Origin of the sequence: Kitasatospora sp. NPDC001547 (assembly GCF_042894165.1) — a bacterium.
Classification (GTDB): Bacteria; Actinomycetota; Actinomycetes; order Streptomycetales; family Streptomycetaceae; genus Kitasatospora.
Map to the genome: position 1 here is coordinate 525,446 of NZ_JBIAVL010000005.1, position 16,381 is coordinate 541,826.

General features: G+C 73.5%; 14 protein-coding genes. 9 read left to right on the top strand and 5 right to left on the bottom strand.

Annotated features, from left to right (window positions below):
• Window positions 1–99: 99 nt before the first annotated feature.
• A complete protein-coding gene (locus ACFY0X_RS13265) occupies window positions 100–918 on the top strand; it encodes a TetR/AcrR family transcriptional regulator (RefSeq protein ID WP_387753056.1) in 819 nt (272 codons plus the stop codon).
• Window positions 919–1,075: 157 nt separating this feature from the next.
• Here ACFY0X_RS13265 and ACFY0X_RS13270 read toward each other — a convergent pair whose 3' ends face one another.
• Window positions 1,076–1,792: an MOSC domain-containing protein gene (locus ACFY0X_RS13270; RefSeq protein WP_387753059.1), complete on the bottom strand. Its 717-nt coding sequence runs from the start codon at window positions 1,790–1,792 to the stop codon at window positions 1,076–1,078.
• 58 nt (window positions 1,793–1,850) lie between these two features.
• Window positions 1,851–2,594 (bottom strand): cyclase family protein, encoded by a 744-nt coding sequence (locus ACFY0X_RS13275; protein WP_387753061.1) that lies wholly within the window; start codon window positions 2,592–2,594, stop codon window positions 1,851–1,853.
• Window positions 2,595–2,684: 90 nt separating this feature from the next.
• Here ACFY0X_RS13275 and ACFY0X_RS13280 point away from each other — a divergent pair, with 90 nt between their 5' ends.
• From ACFY0X_RS13280 to ACFY0X_RS13305, 6 genes are all read left to right on the top strand, one after another.
• Window positions 2,685–3,359: a UbiX family flavin prenyltransferase gene (locus ACFY0X_RS13280; RefSeq protein ID WP_387753064.1), complete on the top strand. Its 675-nt coding sequence runs from the start codon at window positions 2,685–2,687 to the stop codon at window positions 3,357–3,359.
• A gap of 119 nt (window positions 3,360–3,478) precedes the next feature.
• Window positions 3,479–3,937, top strand: a complete 459-nt coding sequence (locus tag ACFY0X_RS13285; RefSeq protein ID WP_030055719.1) for an Lrp/AsnC family transcriptional regulator — start codon at window positions 3,479–3,481, stop codon at window positions 3,935–3,937.
• A gap of 3 nt (window positions 3,938–3,940) precedes the next feature.
• Window positions 3,941–4,903: a threonine/serine dehydratase gene (locus ACFY0X_RS13290; RefSeq protein ID WP_387753067.1), complete on the top strand. Its 963-nt coding sequence runs from the start codon at window positions 3,941–3,943 to the stop codon at window positions 4,901–4,903.
• Window positions 4,904–4,954: 51 nt separating this feature from the next.
• The gene (gene mqnE / locus ACFY0X_RS13295; protein ID WP_387753070.1) at window positions 4,955–6,118 is read left to right on the top strand and encodes an aminofutalosine synthase MqnE; all 1,164 of its coding nucleotides are present in this window, start codon (window positions 4,955–4,957) and stop codon (window positions 6,116–6,118) included.
• A gap of 116 nt (window positions 6,119–6,234) precedes the next feature.
• On the top strand, window positions 6,235–7,578 hold the full coding sequence (locus ACFY0X_RS13300; protein WP_387753073.1) for a L,D-transpeptidase family protein: 1,344 nt from the start codon (window positions 6,235–6,237) through the stop codon (window positions 7,576–7,578).
• A gap of 121 nt (window positions 7,579–7,699) precedes the next feature.
• A complete protein-coding gene (locus ACFY0X_RS13305) occupies window positions 7,700–8,647 on the top strand; it encodes a beta-ketoacyl-ACP synthase III (protein WP_387753075.1) in 948 nt (315 codons plus the stop codon).
• Window positions 8,648–8,886: 239 nt separating this feature from the next.
• Here the strand turns inward: ACFY0X_RS13305 and ACFY0X_RS13310 are convergent, their stop codons facing one another.
• Entirely contained in the window at window positions 8,887–9,534 is a 648-nt protein-coding gene (locus tag ACFY0X_RS13310; protein ID WP_387753078.1) for a TetR family transcriptional regulator, read from the bottom strand.
• Between the two features lie 427 nt (window positions 9,535–9,961).
• On the opposite strand from ACFY0X_RS13310, the gene ACFY0X_RS13315 reads away from it, so the two are divergent.
• A complete protein-coding gene (locus ACFY0X_RS13315) occupies window positions 9,962–12,355 on the top strand; it encodes a PQQ-binding-like beta-propeller repeat protein (RefSeq protein ID WP_387753081.1) in 2,394 nt (797 codons plus the stop codon).
• Between the two features lie 37 nt (window positions 12,356–12,392).
• Here ACFY0X_RS13315 and galE read toward each other — a convergent pair whose 3' ends face one another.
• Window positions 12,393–13,379 (bottom strand): UDP-glucose 4-epimerase GalE, encoded by a 987-nt coding sequence (gene galE, locus ACFY0X_RS13320; RefSeq protein ID WP_387753084.1) that lies wholly within the window; start codon window positions 13,377–13,379, stop codon window positions 12,393–12,395.
• 176 nt (window positions 13,380–13,555) lie between these two features.
• Between galE and ACFY0X_RS13325 the strand changes: the two genes are divergently transcribed.
• Window positions 13,556–14,683 (top strand): S1C family serine protease, encoded by a 1,128-nt coding sequence (locus tag ACFY0X_RS13325; protein WP_387753216.1) that lies wholly within the window; start codon window positions 13,556–13,558, stop codon window positions 14,681–14,683.
• Window positions 14,684–14,871: 188 nt separating this feature from the next.
• On the opposite strand, the gene ACFY0X_RS13330 is transcribed toward ACFY0X_RS13325, so the two are convergent.
• Window positions 14,872–16,041 (bottom strand): sensor histidine kinase, encoded by a 1,170-nt coding sequence (locus tag ACFY0X_RS13330; RefSeq protein ID WP_387753219.1) that lies wholly within the window; start codon window positions 16,039–16,041, stop codon window positions 14,872–14,874.
• Between the last annotated feature and the right edge of the window lie 340 nt (window positions 16,042–16,381).

A 16,381-nucleotide genomic window follows, 5' to 3' on the forward strand; every position in this document is an offset into this window, starting at 1 on the left:
CTCTCCCCTCTCAGTGTTCGATCGACCACTGTCCGTATGGAACTTGCCTATACAGACTCTCTGGAACCGTCCCAGGTGTCAAGTAGTACGATGCTCCACATGAAGGAGCTGGTGACGGCCGCCCTCGCGGCCGCGAAGGAACGGGGCCAGGACGTCGCCGACGTCCCGCTGACGGCGATCGCCGCGGCGGCCGGGATCTCCCGCAGCACGCTGCTGCGCCGGCTCGGCGGCTCCCGGGCGGCACTGGACGAGGCGGTCCGCGAGTCGGGGGTGGATCCGGGCGGGCGGCCGCCGGTGCGCGAGCGGGCGATCGAGGCGGCCGCGCTGCTGGTGGCCGAGCGCGGCCTGGCCGGGGTCACCCTGGACGCGGTGGCGGACCGGGCCGACTGCTCGCTGCCCAGCCTGCACACGGTGTTCGAGGGGCGGGACGGCCTGCTCTCCGCCGTCTTCGCGCGGCACTCCGCGCTGCCCGGCCTGGAGGCCCTCGCGGCCGACCCGCCGGAGCGCCTGGAGGACACCGTCCGGGCGCTGCACGCCGCCTTCCTCGCGGCCTTCGCGCACGAGCCGCGGATCGTCCCCGCCGTCTTCGCCGACCTCTTCGGCCGCCCGGACGGCCCCGCCGCCAGGGTGATGGCCGGCAGCCTGCCGCGGGTGCTCGACAGCCTCGACCGGCTGCTGCGGCCGCACGTGCGGGCCGGCCGGCTGCGGCCGCTGCCCACCCCGGTGCTGGTCCAGCTGCTGCTCGGTCCGCTGCTCAACCACGTCCTGATGCGGCCGGTGCTGGAGTCCGTCCCGGGCGGCGCCGGGATGCCCCCGATGGACGAGGCCGTCGAGATCTTCGTCGACGCCTACCTGCGGGCGGTGGCCCTCCCGGCGGCGGAGGCGGCGGAATCCGGGCGCGACGTCGACGCCCCCTGAGGAAGGCCGTGGCCGCCCTGAGGGGGGCCGTGACCGGCACCCGGCCGGGCCCTTCTTCCGCCTGGTCCGCAGCCGCGGGGGTGGAACCCGCGGGCCGGTCAATCCCCTGGCGCCGCAGGCAGAGTGACGAATGGTCAGCCGCTCGCGAGGAGGGTGATCAGTCCAGGACCAGCCGGTCGCCGACCCGCAGCCGGCCCGGGGCGGCGACCTCGGCGAGGGCGTCGAGCCGGCCGTCGTGGGCGTGCACCACGGCCTTGAGGATCTCGGGCGCGTGCGGCAGCCCCGGCTGCGGGGCGCCGGTCATCGCGCAGCGCTCGCTGGAGGCGACGAAGGAGAGCCGGGGGCTGCCGGGGGCCTCGCCGGACGCCCGGCGGCCGAGCCAGGCGTCCTCGACGAACGGCGGGGTGCCCGGCGGGGTGCGCAGCACGATGTTGGGGCGGAACCGGCGCTCGTCGATCACGGCGAAGGGGACGGCGTCGCGGACCCAGTCCAGGGTGGCGGTGCTGAGCACGCTGACCGGCAGCTGGTCGAAGTGCGACACCGCGTCCTCGCGGGCGAGTTCGACGTCCGCGCGCTGGAGGTAGGCGCGCAGGAAGGCGTTCGGCCGGTCGACCGGGCGGCCGAGCGGGTCGACCAGCTCGGGGCCGTCGATCCGGTGGCCGAGCCGGGCGGAGAGGCGGAGCAGGCCGTCCATCCGGCGGAAGTGGCGGGTGTTCTTGCCCGAGCCGAGCCGCCCGGCCGCGTCGCGGACGGCGTAGAGGCGGTCGCCGGCCAGGCCGCGCTCGTCCACCTCGACGGAGTCGAGCCGCTCGCCGCCGGTGGATTTCACGGGGTAGCGCCAGAGTCGCTCGATCACTCCGATGATCTCTGCCATGGCCGGAAAGCGTACTGGCGCTGACGGGGGATGGTCTAGACCAAGTCTCCGGGGTGCCTCAGCCCAGCCGGGCCACCGCCCGCACCGGAGCGCCGTCCGCCGCGACCAGCCGCAGCGGGAACAGCGAGACCTCCACCGGCAGACCGGCCTCCTGGGCGGCCAGCAGCGGCCGGAGGTCGGTCAGGTTCTCGGCGATCACCCCGCCGCCGGACGCCCCCAGCAGCACCCGGTGGGCGGCGAGCGACGGCTCGTCGGCGGTGTCCGGGTCGTGCTCGTCGGTGAGGTCGGCGAGCAGGGCGGCCACCGCCGGGTCGCCCGGGCCCGGGTCCGGGGTCGGGTCGACGCTGAGCGCGTCCACCCCCACCGTCCGCACCCCGGCGGCGACGATCGCCTCGGCGGCGGCCGGGGTCAGGCTGGGGTGGGCGAGGTAGGTGTCGGTGCCCCAGTGCCGGGCCCAGCCGGTGGCCAGCAGCAGCACGGTGCCCTCGGCGGCCCGTTCCAGCGCGGGCGCCAGCAGTTCGGGGGTGACGGCCGTCCGGGGCTCCAGTCCGCGCAGGTCGGCGACCACGGCGGGGCCGGTGAACCGCTCCAGCGGCAGCCCGTCCAGGGTCGGCCAGGTGACGTCCACGTGGTAGGGCGCGTCCACGTGGGTCCCGGACTGCGAGCCCAGGTGCAGGGCCAGCACGTTCACCCCGGCGGTGGCCGTGGTGAGCGCGGGCTCCAGCAGGACGGCCGGGTCGCCGGGGTAGACCGGCATCGCGGTGGTCACCTGATGGGTGAGGTCGACGAGGGTCGCTGCCATGCGCCCATCCTCCCAGGGGCCGGGCGCTTCCGGGCCCCTCCCGGTCCGCCCGGGCCGAACGCGCTGGTGCGGCCGGGACAGAATTGCCCCATGGGAACTGCGAAGCGTCAGCCGTGGGTGGTCGGGGTCTCGGGTGCGTCGGGGACGCCGTACGCGGCCTCGGTGATCCGCGCGCTGCTGGCCGCCGGCGAGGCGGTGGACCTGATCGTCAGCCGCGCCGCCCGGCTCACCATCCTGGACGAGACCGGCATCTCCTTCCGGGACGCCCACTGGCGCGCCGACCTCGCCGCTTGGCTCGGGAGCGACGAGGGCCTGGACGCCGTCCGCTACTGGCCCGCCGGGGACTTCGCGGCCGGCCCGTCCAGCGGCTCGTACCCGGCCAAGGGCATGCTCGTGGTGCCCGCGACCACCGGCGCGGTGGCCGGGATCGCGCTCGGCCTGAGCAAGGACCTGCTGCAGCGCGTGGCCAGCGTCACCCTCAAGGAGCGCCGTCCGCTCGTCGTCTGCGTGCGCGAGACACCACTCAACGGGGTGACGTTGAAGCACTTGGTGGAGCTCGACGCACAGGGGGCGGTCGTCCTGCCCGCCTCACCCGGTTTCTACGCCGGCGGCTCCACCGTGCGCGAACTCGTGGATTTCGTGGCCGGACGGGTGCTGGACGCCGTCGACGTGCCGCATTCCCTGTACCTGCGCTGGGAAGGGGAGTTGGGGGCGGCCGCCCGCAAACCGGCGGCCGGCGGGGGCCCACGGCCTGAGGGGGAGTAAGCGGACCGAGGGCGGGAGAGTATCTTCTCTGCGATATCCGGGTCGGTCGGCGCACAGCGCCTTTGAATCCGGATAATGATCTGTGGGTCTGGTGAGGTTCGGAAGGACGCGGACGGTATATGGACACGGTGGACAGACAGCTCATCCAGGCGCTCCGGGAGAACGGCCGCGCGTCCTACGCCGAGTTGGGCCGCCTGGTCGGGCTCTCCGGCCCGAGCGTCACGGACCGGATCAACCGCCTGGAGCAGGCCGGGGTCATCACCGGCTACCGGGCGACGGTCAACCCGGCGTCGCTCGGCTTCGGCGTCACGGCCCTGATCGGCCTTCAGCTCACCGACGCGGCGGACCACGAGGACGTCGCGTTCCGGCTGAAGGACCTCAACGAGGTGGAGGACTGCTGGTTCATCGCCGGCGACGACTCCTACATGCTGAAGGTGCGGGTGGCCGACGTGGCCGGCCTGGAGTCGGTGGTCAAGCGGATCTCGGGCACGAAAGGCGTGGCCCGGACCCGCACCACCGTCGTACTCTCCACCAAGTGGGAGAACCGGGTGAGTGAACTTCCTCCTGTAGGAGAGTGACGTATGGCACTGGTCGGTCTGGAGGAGCTGCGCGCGGCTCGGCAGCGGATCGCGGGGGTCGCCGTGCGCACCCCGCTCGTTCCCGCCCCCTGGGCGGCCGAGGGGGAGCGGCGGCTCTGGCTGAAGCCCGAGAACCTCCAGCCGACCGGGGCCTTCAAGACCCGCGGCGCCTACAACCGGCTGGCCGCGCTCACCGAGGAGGAGCGCTCCCGGGGCGTGGTCGCCCAGTCCAGCGGCAACCACGCGCAGGCGGTGGCGTACGCGGCCCGGACGCTCGGCATCAAGGCCGTGATCGTGATGCCGGACACCTCGCCCGCGGTGAAGGTGGAGGCCACCCGCTCGTTCGGCGCCGAGGTGATCCTGGTCGCCCCGGCGGAGCGGGACGCCCTGCCCGCCGAGCTGGCCGAGAAGCACGGCTACGTGTGGGTGCCCCCGTACGACGACCCGTTCATCATCGCGGGCCAGGGCACGGTCGGGCTGGAGATCGCCGAGGACGCCCCGGCCGAGCTGGACACCGTCCTGGTGCCGGTCAGCGGCGGCGGCCTGATCGGCGGGACGGCGGCCGCGCTCAAGCTCACCCGCCCGGGCATCCGGGTGATCGGGGTGGAGCCCGAGCTGGCCGCCGACGCCCGGGCCAGCCTGCGGGCCGGCCGCCGGGTCGAGTGGCCGGTCGCCGACACCTACCGGACCATCGCGGACGGGCTGCGCACCCCCTCGCTCGGCGTGCTGCCGTTCGAGCACGTCACCGCCTACGTGGACGACATCGTCACCGTCACCGAGGACGAGATCCGCGCCACCGTGGCCGTGCTGGCCCGCCGCGGACGCCTCGTCGCCGAGCCCTCCGGGGCGGTCGCCCCGGCCGCCTACTTCCACCGCGCCGCCGAAACCGGCGGCCAGGCGGTGGCGGCCGTGGTCAGCGGTGGCAACATCGACCCGACACTGCTCGCCGAGCTGCTCTCGGCATAGGCGTACGCTCGTTCCGGCAAGGAATCGAAGTCGGAGGAGGCGGGGCACCGCATGGACGCAGGGCTCAAGCGCGAGCTGGAGGCGAAGGTCTACGCGGGTGAGCGGCTGACCCGCGAGGACGGGATCGCGCTCTACGAGAGCGACGACCTGGCCTGGCTGGGCGGGCTGGCCCACCACGTGCGGACGCGGAAGAACGGCGACGTCGTCCACTTCAACGTCAACCGCCACCTCAACATGACCAACGTGTGCAACGCGTCCTGCGCGTACTGCTCGTTCCAGCGCAAGCCGGGCGAGAAGGACGCGTACACGATGCGCATCGAGGAGGCCGTCCGCCTCGCCAAGGCGATGGAGGTCGAGTCCCTCACCGAGCTGCACATCGTCAACGGCCTGCACCCGACCCTGCCGTGGCGCTACTACCCGCGTTCGCTGCGGGAGCTGAAGGCCGCTCTGCCGAACGTCTCGCTGAAGGCCTTCACCGCCACCGAGATCCACTGGTTCGAGAAGATCAGCGGCCTGTCCGCCGACGAGATCATGGACGAGCTGATCGACGCCGGCCTGGAGTCGCTGACCGGCGGCGGCGCGGAGATCTTCGACTGGGAGGTCCGTCAGCACATCGTCGACCACGACACCCACTGGGAGGACTGGTCGCGGATCCACCGCCTCGCGCACAGCAAGGGCCTCAAGACGCCGGCGACCATGCTGTACGGCCACATCGAGGAGCCCCGCCACCGGGTGGACCACGTGCTGCGGCTGCGCGAGCTCCAGGACGAGACCGGCGGCTTCCAGGTCTTCATCCCGCTGCGCTACCAGCACGACTTCCACGACTCCAAGGACGGCGTCGTGCGCAACAAGCTGATGGCCCGTACCGAGATGGCCACCGGCGCCGAGGCGCTGAAGACCTTCGCGGTCTCCCGGCTGCTCTTCGACAACGTCCCGCACGTCAAGGTCTTCTGGGTGATGCACGGCGTCGCCACCGCCCAGCTGGCGCTCAGCCACGGCGCGGACGACATGGACGGCTCGGTGGTCGAGTACAAGATCACCCATGACGCGGACAACTTCGGCACCCCGAACAAGCTCGGCCGCGACGACCTGCTCGGGCTGATCCGCGACGCCGGCTTCCGCCCGGTGGAGCGCAACACCCGCTACGAGGTCATCCGCGAGTACGGCGGGCCGGACCCGATGCGCCGTGAGTCCCCGCAGGCGATGCGCCTCTGACCTGCGAAGCTCCCCGCCGCCCCGGCCGCCCCACGGCCCGGGCGGCGGTTGTCTTCACGGCCTCCGCACGAGGCCCGGGTTTACCAACGGGTAGGGCGTTTGGCAGGATCGACGGCATGTCCGGTTCTGATCGCGCCACCGCGTACCCGCCGCACCAGCCGATGCAGGAGCCGGTCGACCTGATGCCGCAGCAGCGGTACGAGGGCTTCCAGCCGTACCAGCAGCCGGCCCGGCAGGACCACCCGTACGACCGGTACCAGCCGTACGAGCAGGCTCCTGACGGGTACTACGCGGCGTACGACCAGCCGTTCCAGCCGTACGAGGCCGAGCCGGTCCGGTACGGCGCCGAGCCGGTCCGGTACGGGGCCGAGGCCGGCTACGAGCCCGCCTCGGTCTACGAGGCCGGGCCCGTGCACGAGCCGTTCCCCGGAGCCGCTCACGAGCCGTTCCCCGGAGCCGGCCACGAGCCGTTCCCCGGTGCCGGCCACGAGCCGTTCCACGGAGCCGGCCACGAGCCCCTTCCCGGAACCGGGTACGAGCCCGAGCCCGTCGTGCTCGCCGCGGCGCCCACCGCACCGGTCGCGGGCGCCCGGACGGCGGCCCGGGGACGGCGGCGCAAGGCCAAGCAGAAACGTCACGGCAAGGCCGTGATGGCCGGCACCGCGCTGCTGGTCGCCGCCACCGCCGGCTGGTACGCCGTCGGCCAGGACGGCGCCAAGCCCGGCATCACCACCGCCGACGGCCCCGGCCCGGAGGGCGTCAGCAAGCCCGACCAGCCCGCCCCGGACCCCGCGGCCGCCCAGGCCGCCGCCGACCGGCAGGCCGCGGTCCCGGCCGCCGACCGCAGCCAGACCCGCCCGGACGGCTCGGTCGCCGCGATACCCGGCCTCGGCGCGGCCTTCACCGCGAAGATCCCCGCCGCGACCACCCAGGTCGTGGTCGCCTCCGGCCAGGACAAGAACACCGACAAGAACAGCGTCACCCTCTGGACCCGCACCCCCGAGGGCCGCTGGCTGGCTGGCGAGACCTGGCAGGGCCACAACGGCAAGAACGGCTGGACCACCGACCACAACGAGGGCGACCTGCGCAGCCCGATCGGCGTGTTCGAGCTCACCGACGCGGGCGGCCGCAAGGCGGACCCGGGCAGCAGGCTCCCGTACGACAAGGACCCGAGCTTCGTGGTCTCCGGCACGGGCTTCTTCGGCGACCAGCTGGCCGGCTCCTTCGACTACGTGGTCGCGATCAACTACAACCGCGTCGCCGGCAACTCCCCGCTCGACCCGCGCCGCCCGATGGGCGCCAAGAAGGGCGGCGGCATCTGGCTCCACGTGGACCACGACGGCCCGACGCACGGCTGCGTGTCGATCCCCGAGGACAAGATGGCCCAGCTGATCCGCACCCTGGACCCGGCCGCCCACCCGGTCATCGTGATGGGCGACGCGGCCGCACTGGCCGCCTGACCTCGGCGTACGCGGACCCGGGCCCCGCAAGGGGCCTTGTCCACCTCCTACAGAACGAGGGGGCGGATCCTGTCACCGGTCATACCATGCTGACCAGCGGGTAACCCGGTTCCATGGCAGTATGAGCGGTTCGCGCATTGTGGCACTCGGCCACTACCAGCCCCCCAAGGTCCTCACCAACGACGACCTGGCGGCACTCGTCGACACCGACGACGAATGGATCCGCTCCCGCGTGGGCATCCGCACCCGGCACATCGCCGAGGACGAGAGCCTGGTCGACCTCGCCACCGAGGCCGCGCAGAAGGCGCTCGCCAACAGCGGCCGGGACGCCGCGGAGATCGACCTCGTCGTGGTCGCCACCTGCACCGCGATCGAGCGCAGCCCCAACACCGCCGCCGCCGTGGCCGCCCGGCTGGGCGTGCGCTCGCCCGCCGCGTACGACATCAACACGGTCTGCTCGGGCTTCTCGTACGCGCTGGCGACCGCTGACCACGCGATCCGGGCCGGCTCGGCCCGCCGCGCCCTGGTGATCGGCGCCGAGCGGATGTCCGACACGCTCGACTGGACCGACCGCTCCACCTGCGTGATCTTCGGCGACGGCGCCGGCGCCGCGGTGGTCGAGGCCCAGGAGGACGGCGCCGAGCCCGGCATCGGGCCGGTGGTCTGGGGCTCCGAGCCGGAGAAGGGCGACGCCGTGGTGATCACCGGGTGGGACCCGGTGATCAGCCAGCAGGGCCAGTCGGTCTTCCGCTGGGCCACCACCCAGCTCGCCCCGCTGGCCCGTCAGGCCTGCGAACGGGCCGGGATCGATCCGGCCGAGCTGAAGGGCTTCGTCCCGCACCAGGCCAACCTGCGGATCATCGACGCGATCGCCCGGAAGCTGGGCCTCGGCGAGGACGCGGTGGTGGCCCGGGACGTGGTGCACTCCGGCAACACCTCGGCCGCCTCCATCCCGCTGGCCTTCTCCAAGCTGGTCGAGCGCGGCGAGCTCTCGCCCGGCGATCCGGTCCTGCTCTTCGGCTTCGGCGGCGGCCTGGCCTACGCCGGCCAGGTCGTGCGCTGCCCCTGACCCGACGGCGCCCCGGGGCCGCCTGACGGCGCCGCGGGGCCGCCCGAGGGCACCGCACGCCGTGCGGACGCGAACATGCCGGTGGGCGGGCACCCTGTCGCGGGTGCCCGCCCACCGGCATGTCTGGCGCGCGAGCGGTACGTCGGCGGACCTCCCCCGAGGACACGGCCGCCGTCCGTCGGTCCCCGGACAGGAGGCCGGGGCTGCGCGCGGAGCGGATGGTGGGTCGGAGGACGGTCCTACTTGGGCGCCTTCTTGCCGGTGACGCCCAGGTACACCAGGGGAGCGAGGTTGGGTTTGAGGTCCTTGACCTTGACGCCCCAGGAGGTGAAGGCCTTCTGGTGCTCGGCCGCCGAGGCGAGCAGCGAGACCAGGGCCCCGGCCACGGCGTTCGCGTCGAGCGCCTTGTCGGCCTGACCCTTCGACTGGAGTTCCTTGACGGCCTCCGCGAGCGGCTTGGCGACCGCGTTGAGGACCGTCATGCGGATCTTGAAGAACCGCTTGTCCCCTTCGGCGGCACCGAGCGTGACCACTCGGAGAATGGCGTCGTTCTTGCGCCAGAAGGCGAGGAATCCGTCGACCAGTTCTTCCGAAGTGGTCGGTCCGGACTTCCCTGCCCAGGACTTTCCGGCCACCAGCTCTTTGAGCTGGTCGGCGTCCTTGGCCATTTCCTCGGCGATTTCGAGGACAGCGCCCTCGACATCCGGGAAGTACTGGTAGAAGGTCGCGGGGGAGGTACCCGCCATACGGGCGACGTCGATGACCTTGACGTCCCGATAGGGCGACGTGCTGAGCATCTCGCGGAGGCAATCGAGCAGCTTCTGCCGCGTCTCCTGTCCGCGTCGCCCGGCGACGCGACCGTCGACGGTGCGAACTTGTCCTGTCATGCCGTCAGCTTACCGTGGCACGATCTTGGCGCGATTCGGTGATGCGACTATTACTCCGCACGGGGGTTGGTATAGCGGCATGAACCACTTCGGACGGATATTCACCGGGCTTCGACGCCCCTGTTGAAGCCCCCCCGTGTGCCTTTGACCTCACAGCGTGACGGCGAGTCCGCTGAGGGGTGATCGGGTGACAGAGCGTGACGGTTCGGCGGTGGGCGGTCCGGGGCTCCGCGCGCAAGCCGCCTGCGGAGCGGGCGTCAGGATCCAGCCGTTCCGTCCGCGCTGGTCAGAGGGCCGTCCGGGGTGCCGTCCGGGCCCGGACGGCGGGCTCCGGCGGGTGGGGGAGGTTGGATATGCGCGGGGCGGCATTGGAGAATCGGGTCCGGCACCACGCGGCGGGTGCGGACAACGGGGAGGTGGCAGCGGAGTGGACCAGCTGACGGCGCACGATCCGAGGCGGATCGGGCCCTTCGAGGTGCTGGGGCGGCTCGGCGCGGGTGGGATGGGGCTGGTCTACCTGGCGCGTTCCGCGTCGGGGCGACGGGTGGCCATCAAGACCGTGCGGGGTGAGCTGGCCGAGGACGAGCTGTTCCGGGTCCGCTTCGCCCGGGAGATCGCGGCGGCCAAGACGGTCGGCGGCTTCTACACGGCGGCCGTGGTGGACGCGGACGCGGACGCCCGGGTGCCCTGGCTGGCCACCGCGTACATCCCGGCGCCCTCGCTGGAGGACCTGGTCGAGGAGTGCGGCCCGCTGCCGGTGGAGGCCACCCGCTGGCTGGTCGCCGGCATCGCGGAGGCCCTCCAGTCCATCCACGCGGCCGGGCTGATCCACCGCGACCTCAAGCCCTCCAACGTCCTGGTGGTCGAGGACGGCCCGAAGGTGATCGACTTCGGCATCGCGGCCGGGGTGTCCAGCACCCGGCTCACCATGACCAACGTCGCGGTCGGCACCCCCGCCTACATGTCCCCCGAGCAGGCCAGGGACAGCCGGACCGTCCGCGGCGCCAGCGACGTCTTCTCGCTCGGCTCGCTGATGGTCTTCTGCGCCACCGGGCACCCGCCCTACCGGGGCTCCAACCCGGTCGAGACGGTGTTCCAGCTGCTGCGCGAGGAGCCGGACCTGACCGGCATGGCGCCCGAGCTGATGGACCTGGTGCGCGCCTGCATGCAGCAGGCCCCCGAGCGCCGGCCCACCCCGGCGCAGATCCAGACCGAGCTGGCCCCGCACCTCTTCTCCCGGGACGACGCCTCCGGCGAGGCCGGGGACTGGCTGCCGGCCAACGCGCTGGAGCTGATCGAGCGCAAGCGGGGCCGCCGGCCGGCCGCCCCGCCGTCGCGCCCGCCGGCCGGCCCGGCCCAGCCGCCGCAGCCGCCCGCGCACCCGCAGGCGCCGCCCTCGCACGTCCCGTCGCAGCACCTCGGACCGGCCGACCCGCGCACCAACCCGGGCGGGCGGCACGCGCAGCCGCCGGCCGGTCCGGTGCACGCCGCGCCGCTGCCGGGCCACGGCTCCGACACCGAGATCCCGACCGCGAAGCTCGCCGCCCCGAACAGGCACCGCGCGCCGACCGGCGGCGGCGCCGTCGAGGTGCAGCTGTCCGGCGCCTCGGTGCGGATAGGCCCGGGGCCGCGGGCCGAGCACGAGCAGCCCGGTCCGAGCACCGCCCCGGCCGCGACCGACTGGGTCCGCCGGGCGGCCCCCACCCCGCCGCCCCCGCCGGTCCCGGCCGCCCGCTGGCGCCCCTGGCGGTTCCGGATGTCCAACGACGTCTGGGGCACCCCGGTGGTCGCCGACGGCACGCTCTTCGTCTCCAGCTTCGAGGTGCACGCGCTGGACATCGGCTCCGGCGAGCGCCGCTACAAGACCCGGGACGTCGCCTGGGCGCTCGCGGTGGACTCCGGCCGGGTGCACGCCGCGGACGGCCCGCACCTGTACACCGTCGACTCCGCGGACGGCACCGAGCGCTGGCGCACCTCGCTGGACGGCTGGGTCTACTCGCTCTCCGCCGCCGACGGCGTGCTCTGCTGCGGCATCAGGGGCGGCGGCGTCCAGCTCCGCTCGGCCGCCAACGGCGCCGAGCTGTGGCGCGCCGACGACGCCCAGCAGGACTACGAGAACCCGCAGTCCGGCCCGGTCCTGGTGGGCGGCGCCGCCTACTACTACGGCGGCGGGCGGCTGCGCTGCGTCGACCCGCGCGGCGCGGGCCTGCGCTGGTCCTTCCCGGTCGGCGAGGACGTGCCCTCGCACCCGGTCGAGCGCGGCGGCGTGCTGTACGTGTCGGCCGGCACCCGGGTGTACGCGCTGGACGCGGCCAGCGGGGCCGAGCGCTGGCGCTTCGAGGCCCCGGTCGTGCTGTTCACCCCGCCCGCCCTGGACGCCGACGCGGTCTACGTGGCGGACTACCTGGGCACGGTCTACGCGCTGGACGCGGCCACCGGACTGGACCGCTGGCGCGGGGTCACCGGCCGCCGCCAGGGCGCCGACCCGGTGGTGGTCTCGGACGGCATGGTGCTGGTCGGCAACGGCGAGGTGCTGTACGCCTTCGAGGCGGCCACCGGCCGGGAGCGCTGGCGCTACACCGCCCGCGGCGAGATCGTCGGCTCCCCGGCGGTCGCCGACGGCCTGGTCCACCTGGGCAGCCGGGACCACTCGCTGCACACCCTGGACCTGGCGAGCGGTCAGCTGCGCTGGGAGCTCGGCACCAAGGGCGAGCTCACCGGCTCCCCGGTGGCGGTCGGCGGCCGGGTCTTCGTCGGCTCCAAGGACCGCTGCGTGTACGCGCTGGACGCCTTCTACGGCACGGCGGTGCCCGCCCGCTGAACCGCGGGGCGGACACCGCCGGACCGGCGCCGTCGGATCAGGCCCTGCGGGCCCCGGGGTGGCGGCTGCACCAGCCGTCCCACGCGGAGGAGACCATCTCCGTCACGTCGTGCCGGGCGGTCCAGCCCAGCTCGCGGTGGATCAGGTCGGCGGAGGCCACCACCCGGGCCGGGTCGCCGGCCCGGCGCGGGGTCACCTCGGCGGTGGTGTCGTAGCCGGTGACCTTGCCGATCACCTCCAGCATCTCCTTGACGCTGACGCCCTCGCCGCGGCCGATGTTCAGCACCAGGGAGGTGGCGCCGGCCGGGTCGGCGGCCATCCGCTTGGCGGCCGCCACGTGCGCCGAGGCGATGTCGGAGACGTGGATGAAGTCACGGACGCAGGTGCCGTCCGGGGTCGGGTAGTCGTCGCCGAAGATCCGCGGCGCCTGGCCGGCGGTGAGCCGCTCGAAGACCATCGGGATCAGATTGAACACCCCGGCGTCGGAGAGCTCGGGGGAGGCGGCGCCGGCCACGTTGAAGTAGCGCAGGGCCACGGTGGACATGCCGTAGGCCTTGCCGGCCGCGGCGACCAGCCACTCGCCGGCCAGCTTGGTCTCGCCGTACGGGCTCATCGGGTCGCAGGGCGTGGACTCGGTGACCAGGTCGACGTCCGGCATGCCGTAGACCGCGGCGGAGGAGGAGAAGAGGAAGCGCTTCACCCCGCCCTCGGCGGCGGCCTCCAGGACGGTCTGGAGGCCGATCACGTTCTCGCGGTAGTACAGGAAGGGCTGCTCGACGGACTCGCCGACCTGCTTCTTGGCGGCGAAGTGCAGGACGCCCTCGACGCCGTGCTCGCGGATCGCGGCGTCCAGGACGGCGCGGTCCAGGGTGGAGCCCTCGATCAGGGGGACGCCGGCCGGCAGCCGGGAGGCGTCGCCGGTGCTGAGGTCGTCCAGGACGGCGACGCGCTCCCCGGCGTCGAGCAGCTGTCGGACGACATGTCCGCCGATGTATCCGGCACCGCCGGTGATCAACCAAGTCATGTGGCAGATCCTAGGCGGTCGGATTCGATCGTCACGTTCGGGCGAGTCGGGGCCGCGAAGCGGACAAAACGGTGGAAAGCTGACAACGATTTCCGTGTACTCATGCCCGCGCCCGCCCGGCGTGGTGACGAACCGGAGGCAGCCAGGTGAGCCGTCGCAAGGAACACACCCGCACCCTGCCCGCCGGCCCGCGGCGGCCCCGGCCGAGGGCGTCGTACGGACGGCTGCCGGGGGCGGTCGCGGTCGCGGCGGCGGCCGCGCTGGCGCTGGCCGGCTGCAGCAGCGGCTCCTCCTCCCCGGCCGCCGTCGCCGCCACCACCTCGTCCTCGGCCCCCGGCGCCACCCAGGCCGCGCCCGGCCAGTCGAACGGCGCGACGCAGCTGCAGGAGGCCTACCAGAGGGTGATCGCCGACGTGCTGCCCTCCGTGGTGCAGATCACCACCGGCGACAGCCTCGGCTCCGGGATCGTCTACGACGACAAGGGCGACATCGTCACCAACGCCCACGTGATCGGCTCCGCGAAGACCTTCACGGTGACCCTCGCCAACAGCACCACCACGCTGGACGCCGAGCTGGTCGGCAGCTACCCCGACTCCGACCTCGCGGTGATCCGGCTGAGCAAGCCGCCGAGCGGGCTGCGGCCGGCCAGCTTCGGCGACTCGGGCAAGGTCCAGCTCGGCCAGATCACCCTCGCCATGGGCAGCCCGCTGGGGCTCTCCAGCAGCGTCACCCAGGGCATCGTCTCGGCCACCGGGCGGACCGTCACCGAGCCCCAGGGCCCCGGCTCGCCGGGCGCCACCATCGGCAACATGGTGCAGACCTCGGCGGCGATCAACCCGGGCAACAGCGGCGGCGCGCTGGTGGACCTGGACAGCAAGGTGATCGGCATCAACACGCTCGCCGCGACCGAGCCGCAGACCAACGGCTCGGCCGCCCCCGGCATCGGCTTCGCCATCCCGGCCAGCACCATCACCAACATCGCCGACCAGCTGATCAAGCAGGGCAAGGTCACCAACTCCGGCCGGGCCGCGCTCGGCGTCACCGCCCGGACCAGCTTCAACCAGCAGTTCCAGCCGGCCGGCGCGGTCATCGTGGCGGTCACCGCGGGCGGCGCGGCCGCCTCGGCGGGGCTCCAGGCCGGTGACGTGATCACCAGGATCGACGACACCCAGGTGGACTCGCTGAACGCGCTCACCACCGCGCTCGCCTCGCTCACCCCGGGCAGCAAGGTCACCGTCACCTACACCCGGGACGGCGCCACCAAGACCGCCGAGGTCACCCTCGGCGAACTGCGGGCCCCCTAGCCGGCACCACTCCGACCCCGGTACGGGGACGCCGGGCCGCACGCCGCGCAAGGGTTCAGCGGGTCGGGTGTCGTACCGGAACGGCGCCGGGACCTCGTCCCAGTCCCGACGAGGTCCCGGCGCCCTGCCGTCCGTCACCGGCCCGTCCGGTGCGGTGCCGTCCGGTGCGGTGCCCTGCGCGGGCGGGGTCAGCGGCGGGCGGTGCGGGTGCGCCAGGGCAGCTCGACGGTGACGGTGGTCGGCCCGCCCTCGGGGCTGTCCACCAGGAAGACCCCGTCCACCGCGCGGATCCGCTCGGCCAGTCCGCCCAGCCCGCTGCCCGGGTAGGGGGCCGCGCCGCCCTTGCCGTCGTCCTGGACCAGCACCATCAGCTGGTCCTCCGAGCGCCAGACCTCGACCGAGGCGGAGCGGGCGCCGGCGTGCTTGGAGACGTTGGTCAGCAGCTCGCTGACGGTGAAGTAGGCGATGCCCTCGACCGCCGAGTCCGGGCGCTCGGGCTGCCCGTCCGGGCCGGCCAGGTCGACGTTCACCCGGACCCCGCCGGGCACGGTGCAGCGGGCGGCGACCGAGGACAGCGCGGCGTCCAGGCCGCGGTCGGTGAGCACCGCCGGGTGGATGCCGCGGGCCAGGTCGCGCAGCTCCTGGAGGGCCAGCTTCACCTCGCCGTGGGCGTTGTCGACCATCCGGGTGGCGGCCGCCATGTCGTCCTCGCTCTCCACCTCGCGCAGGCGCTCCTTGGCCATGCCGAGGTCCATCGCCAGCGCGACCAGCCGGGCCTGGGCCCCGTCGTGCAGGTCGCGCTCGATCCGGCGCAGGTCGGCGGCGGCGGTGTCGACCACCATGCCGCGGTCGTCCTCCAGCTCGCGCACCCGCTCGGCCAGGGCGCCCGGGAAGAGCAGCGACTCGATCAGGATGCGGTCGACCGCGGCGAGCCCGCGGACCACCCACGGCAGCACCGGCCAGAGCGCGATCACCGAGACCAGGGTCAGCGCGAAGCTGAGCACGCCCCAGGGCAGCATCAGCACGTTGTAGAGCGCCGAACGCCAGTTCAGCAGGTCGGTGAGCTGGGCGATGGTGTAGCCGACCACGCCCGGGCGGCGCGGCTTCACCGGCTCCGGCTCGTCGATCTCGGAGCCGTACGCCGCCCGCGCCCGCTGCCGGCCCAGCGCGCCCAGGGAGCGCGAGGCGGCCAGCCCGCCGGCCAGCAGCGGCAGGCCGATCACGGTGATCGACAGGCCCAGGCCGACCGACAGCGTGCTGACGGCCACCAGGAAGCCGAACATGCCGAGCGGCAGGTTGAACAGCAGTCGGCCGGCCTGGTGCCACATCCTCGTGCCGTACAGCGGCGGGCGCTCCATCCGAGCGTCCTGCTCCTTGATGGCGTCCACGGCGCGGTGCAGCGGCTTCATCCGGATCTACCGTCCCTACTTCGTCGTGCGGCTGGACCAAGCTTCCCGAACCGGGGGCGGTGGATGCCATGGGGGTGATACATCTTCCCGGCCGGGGGTTAACCCCACCCCCGGGCCCGGCCGCCGGACGTCCGACAGGGTGTCCACCGGTCGTCTTGCGGATCGGGCAGGGTTCGGGCGGAGCGGAGCGGTCCCCTTAGACTCACGCTTTGGCCGGCGTTAGGCCTGTGAGAGTAAACGTCGTAGAACTGTCCTGAGGGTGGGTTCACGGCCGAGGTGGAGGCGAAGG

What these genes read in the sequence shown, in the direction of transcription:
- ACFY0X_RS13305 (WP_387753075.1), top strand. Translation starts at nt 7,700, where the DNA reads ATGAGCGGTTCGCGCATTGTGGCACTCGGCCACTACCAGCCCCCCAAG.
- ACFY0X_RS13270 (WP_387753059.1), bottom strand. Translation starts at nt 1,792, where the DNA reads ATGGCAGAGATCATCGGAGTGATCGAGCGACTCTGGCGCTACCCCGTG.
- ACFY0X_RS13280 (WP_387753064.1), top strand. Translation starts at nt 2,685, where the DNA reads ATGGGAACTGCGAAGCGTCAGCCGTGGGTGGTCGGGGTCTCGGGTGCG.
- mqnE (WP_387753070.1), top strand. Translation starts at nt 4,955, where the DNA reads ATGGACGCAGGGCTCAAGCGCGAGCTGGAGGCGAAGGTCTACGCGGGT.
- ACFY0X_RS13290 (WP_387753067.1), top strand. Translation starts at nt 3,941, where the DNA reads ATGGCACTGGTCGGTCTGGAGGAGCTGCGCGCGGCTCGGCAGCGGATC.
- ACFY0X_RS13300 (WP_387753073.1), top strand. Translation starts at nt 6,235, where the DNA reads ATGTCCGGTTCTGATCGCGCCACCGCGTACCCGCCGCACCAGCCGATG.
- ACFY0X_RS13285 (WP_030055719.1), top strand. Translation starts at nt 3,479, where the DNA reads ATGGACACGGTGGACAGACAGCTCATCCAGGCGCTCCGGGAGAACGGC.
- ACFY0X_RS13265 (WP_387753056.1), top strand. Translation starts at nt 100, where the DNA reads ATGAAGGAGCTGGTGACGGCCGCCCTCGCGGCCGCGAAGGAACGGGGC.
- ACFY0X_RS13310 (WP_387753078.1), bottom strand. Translation starts at nt 9,534, where the DNA reads ATGACAGGACAAGTTCGCACCGTCGACGGTCGCGTCGCCGGGCGACGC.
- ACFY0X_RS13275 (WP_387753061.1), bottom strand. Translation starts at nt 2,594, where the DNA reads ATGGCAGCGACCCTCGTCGACCTCACCCATCAGGTGACCACCGCGATG.
- ACFY0X_RS13330 (WP_387753219.1), bottom strand. Translation starts at nt 16,041, where the DNA reads ATGGAGCGCCCGCCGCTGTACGGCACGAGGATGTGGCACCAGGCCGGC.
- galE (WP_387753084.1), bottom strand. Translation starts at nt 13,379, where the DNA reads ATGACTTGGTTGATCACCGGCGGTGCCGGATACATCGGCGGACATGTC.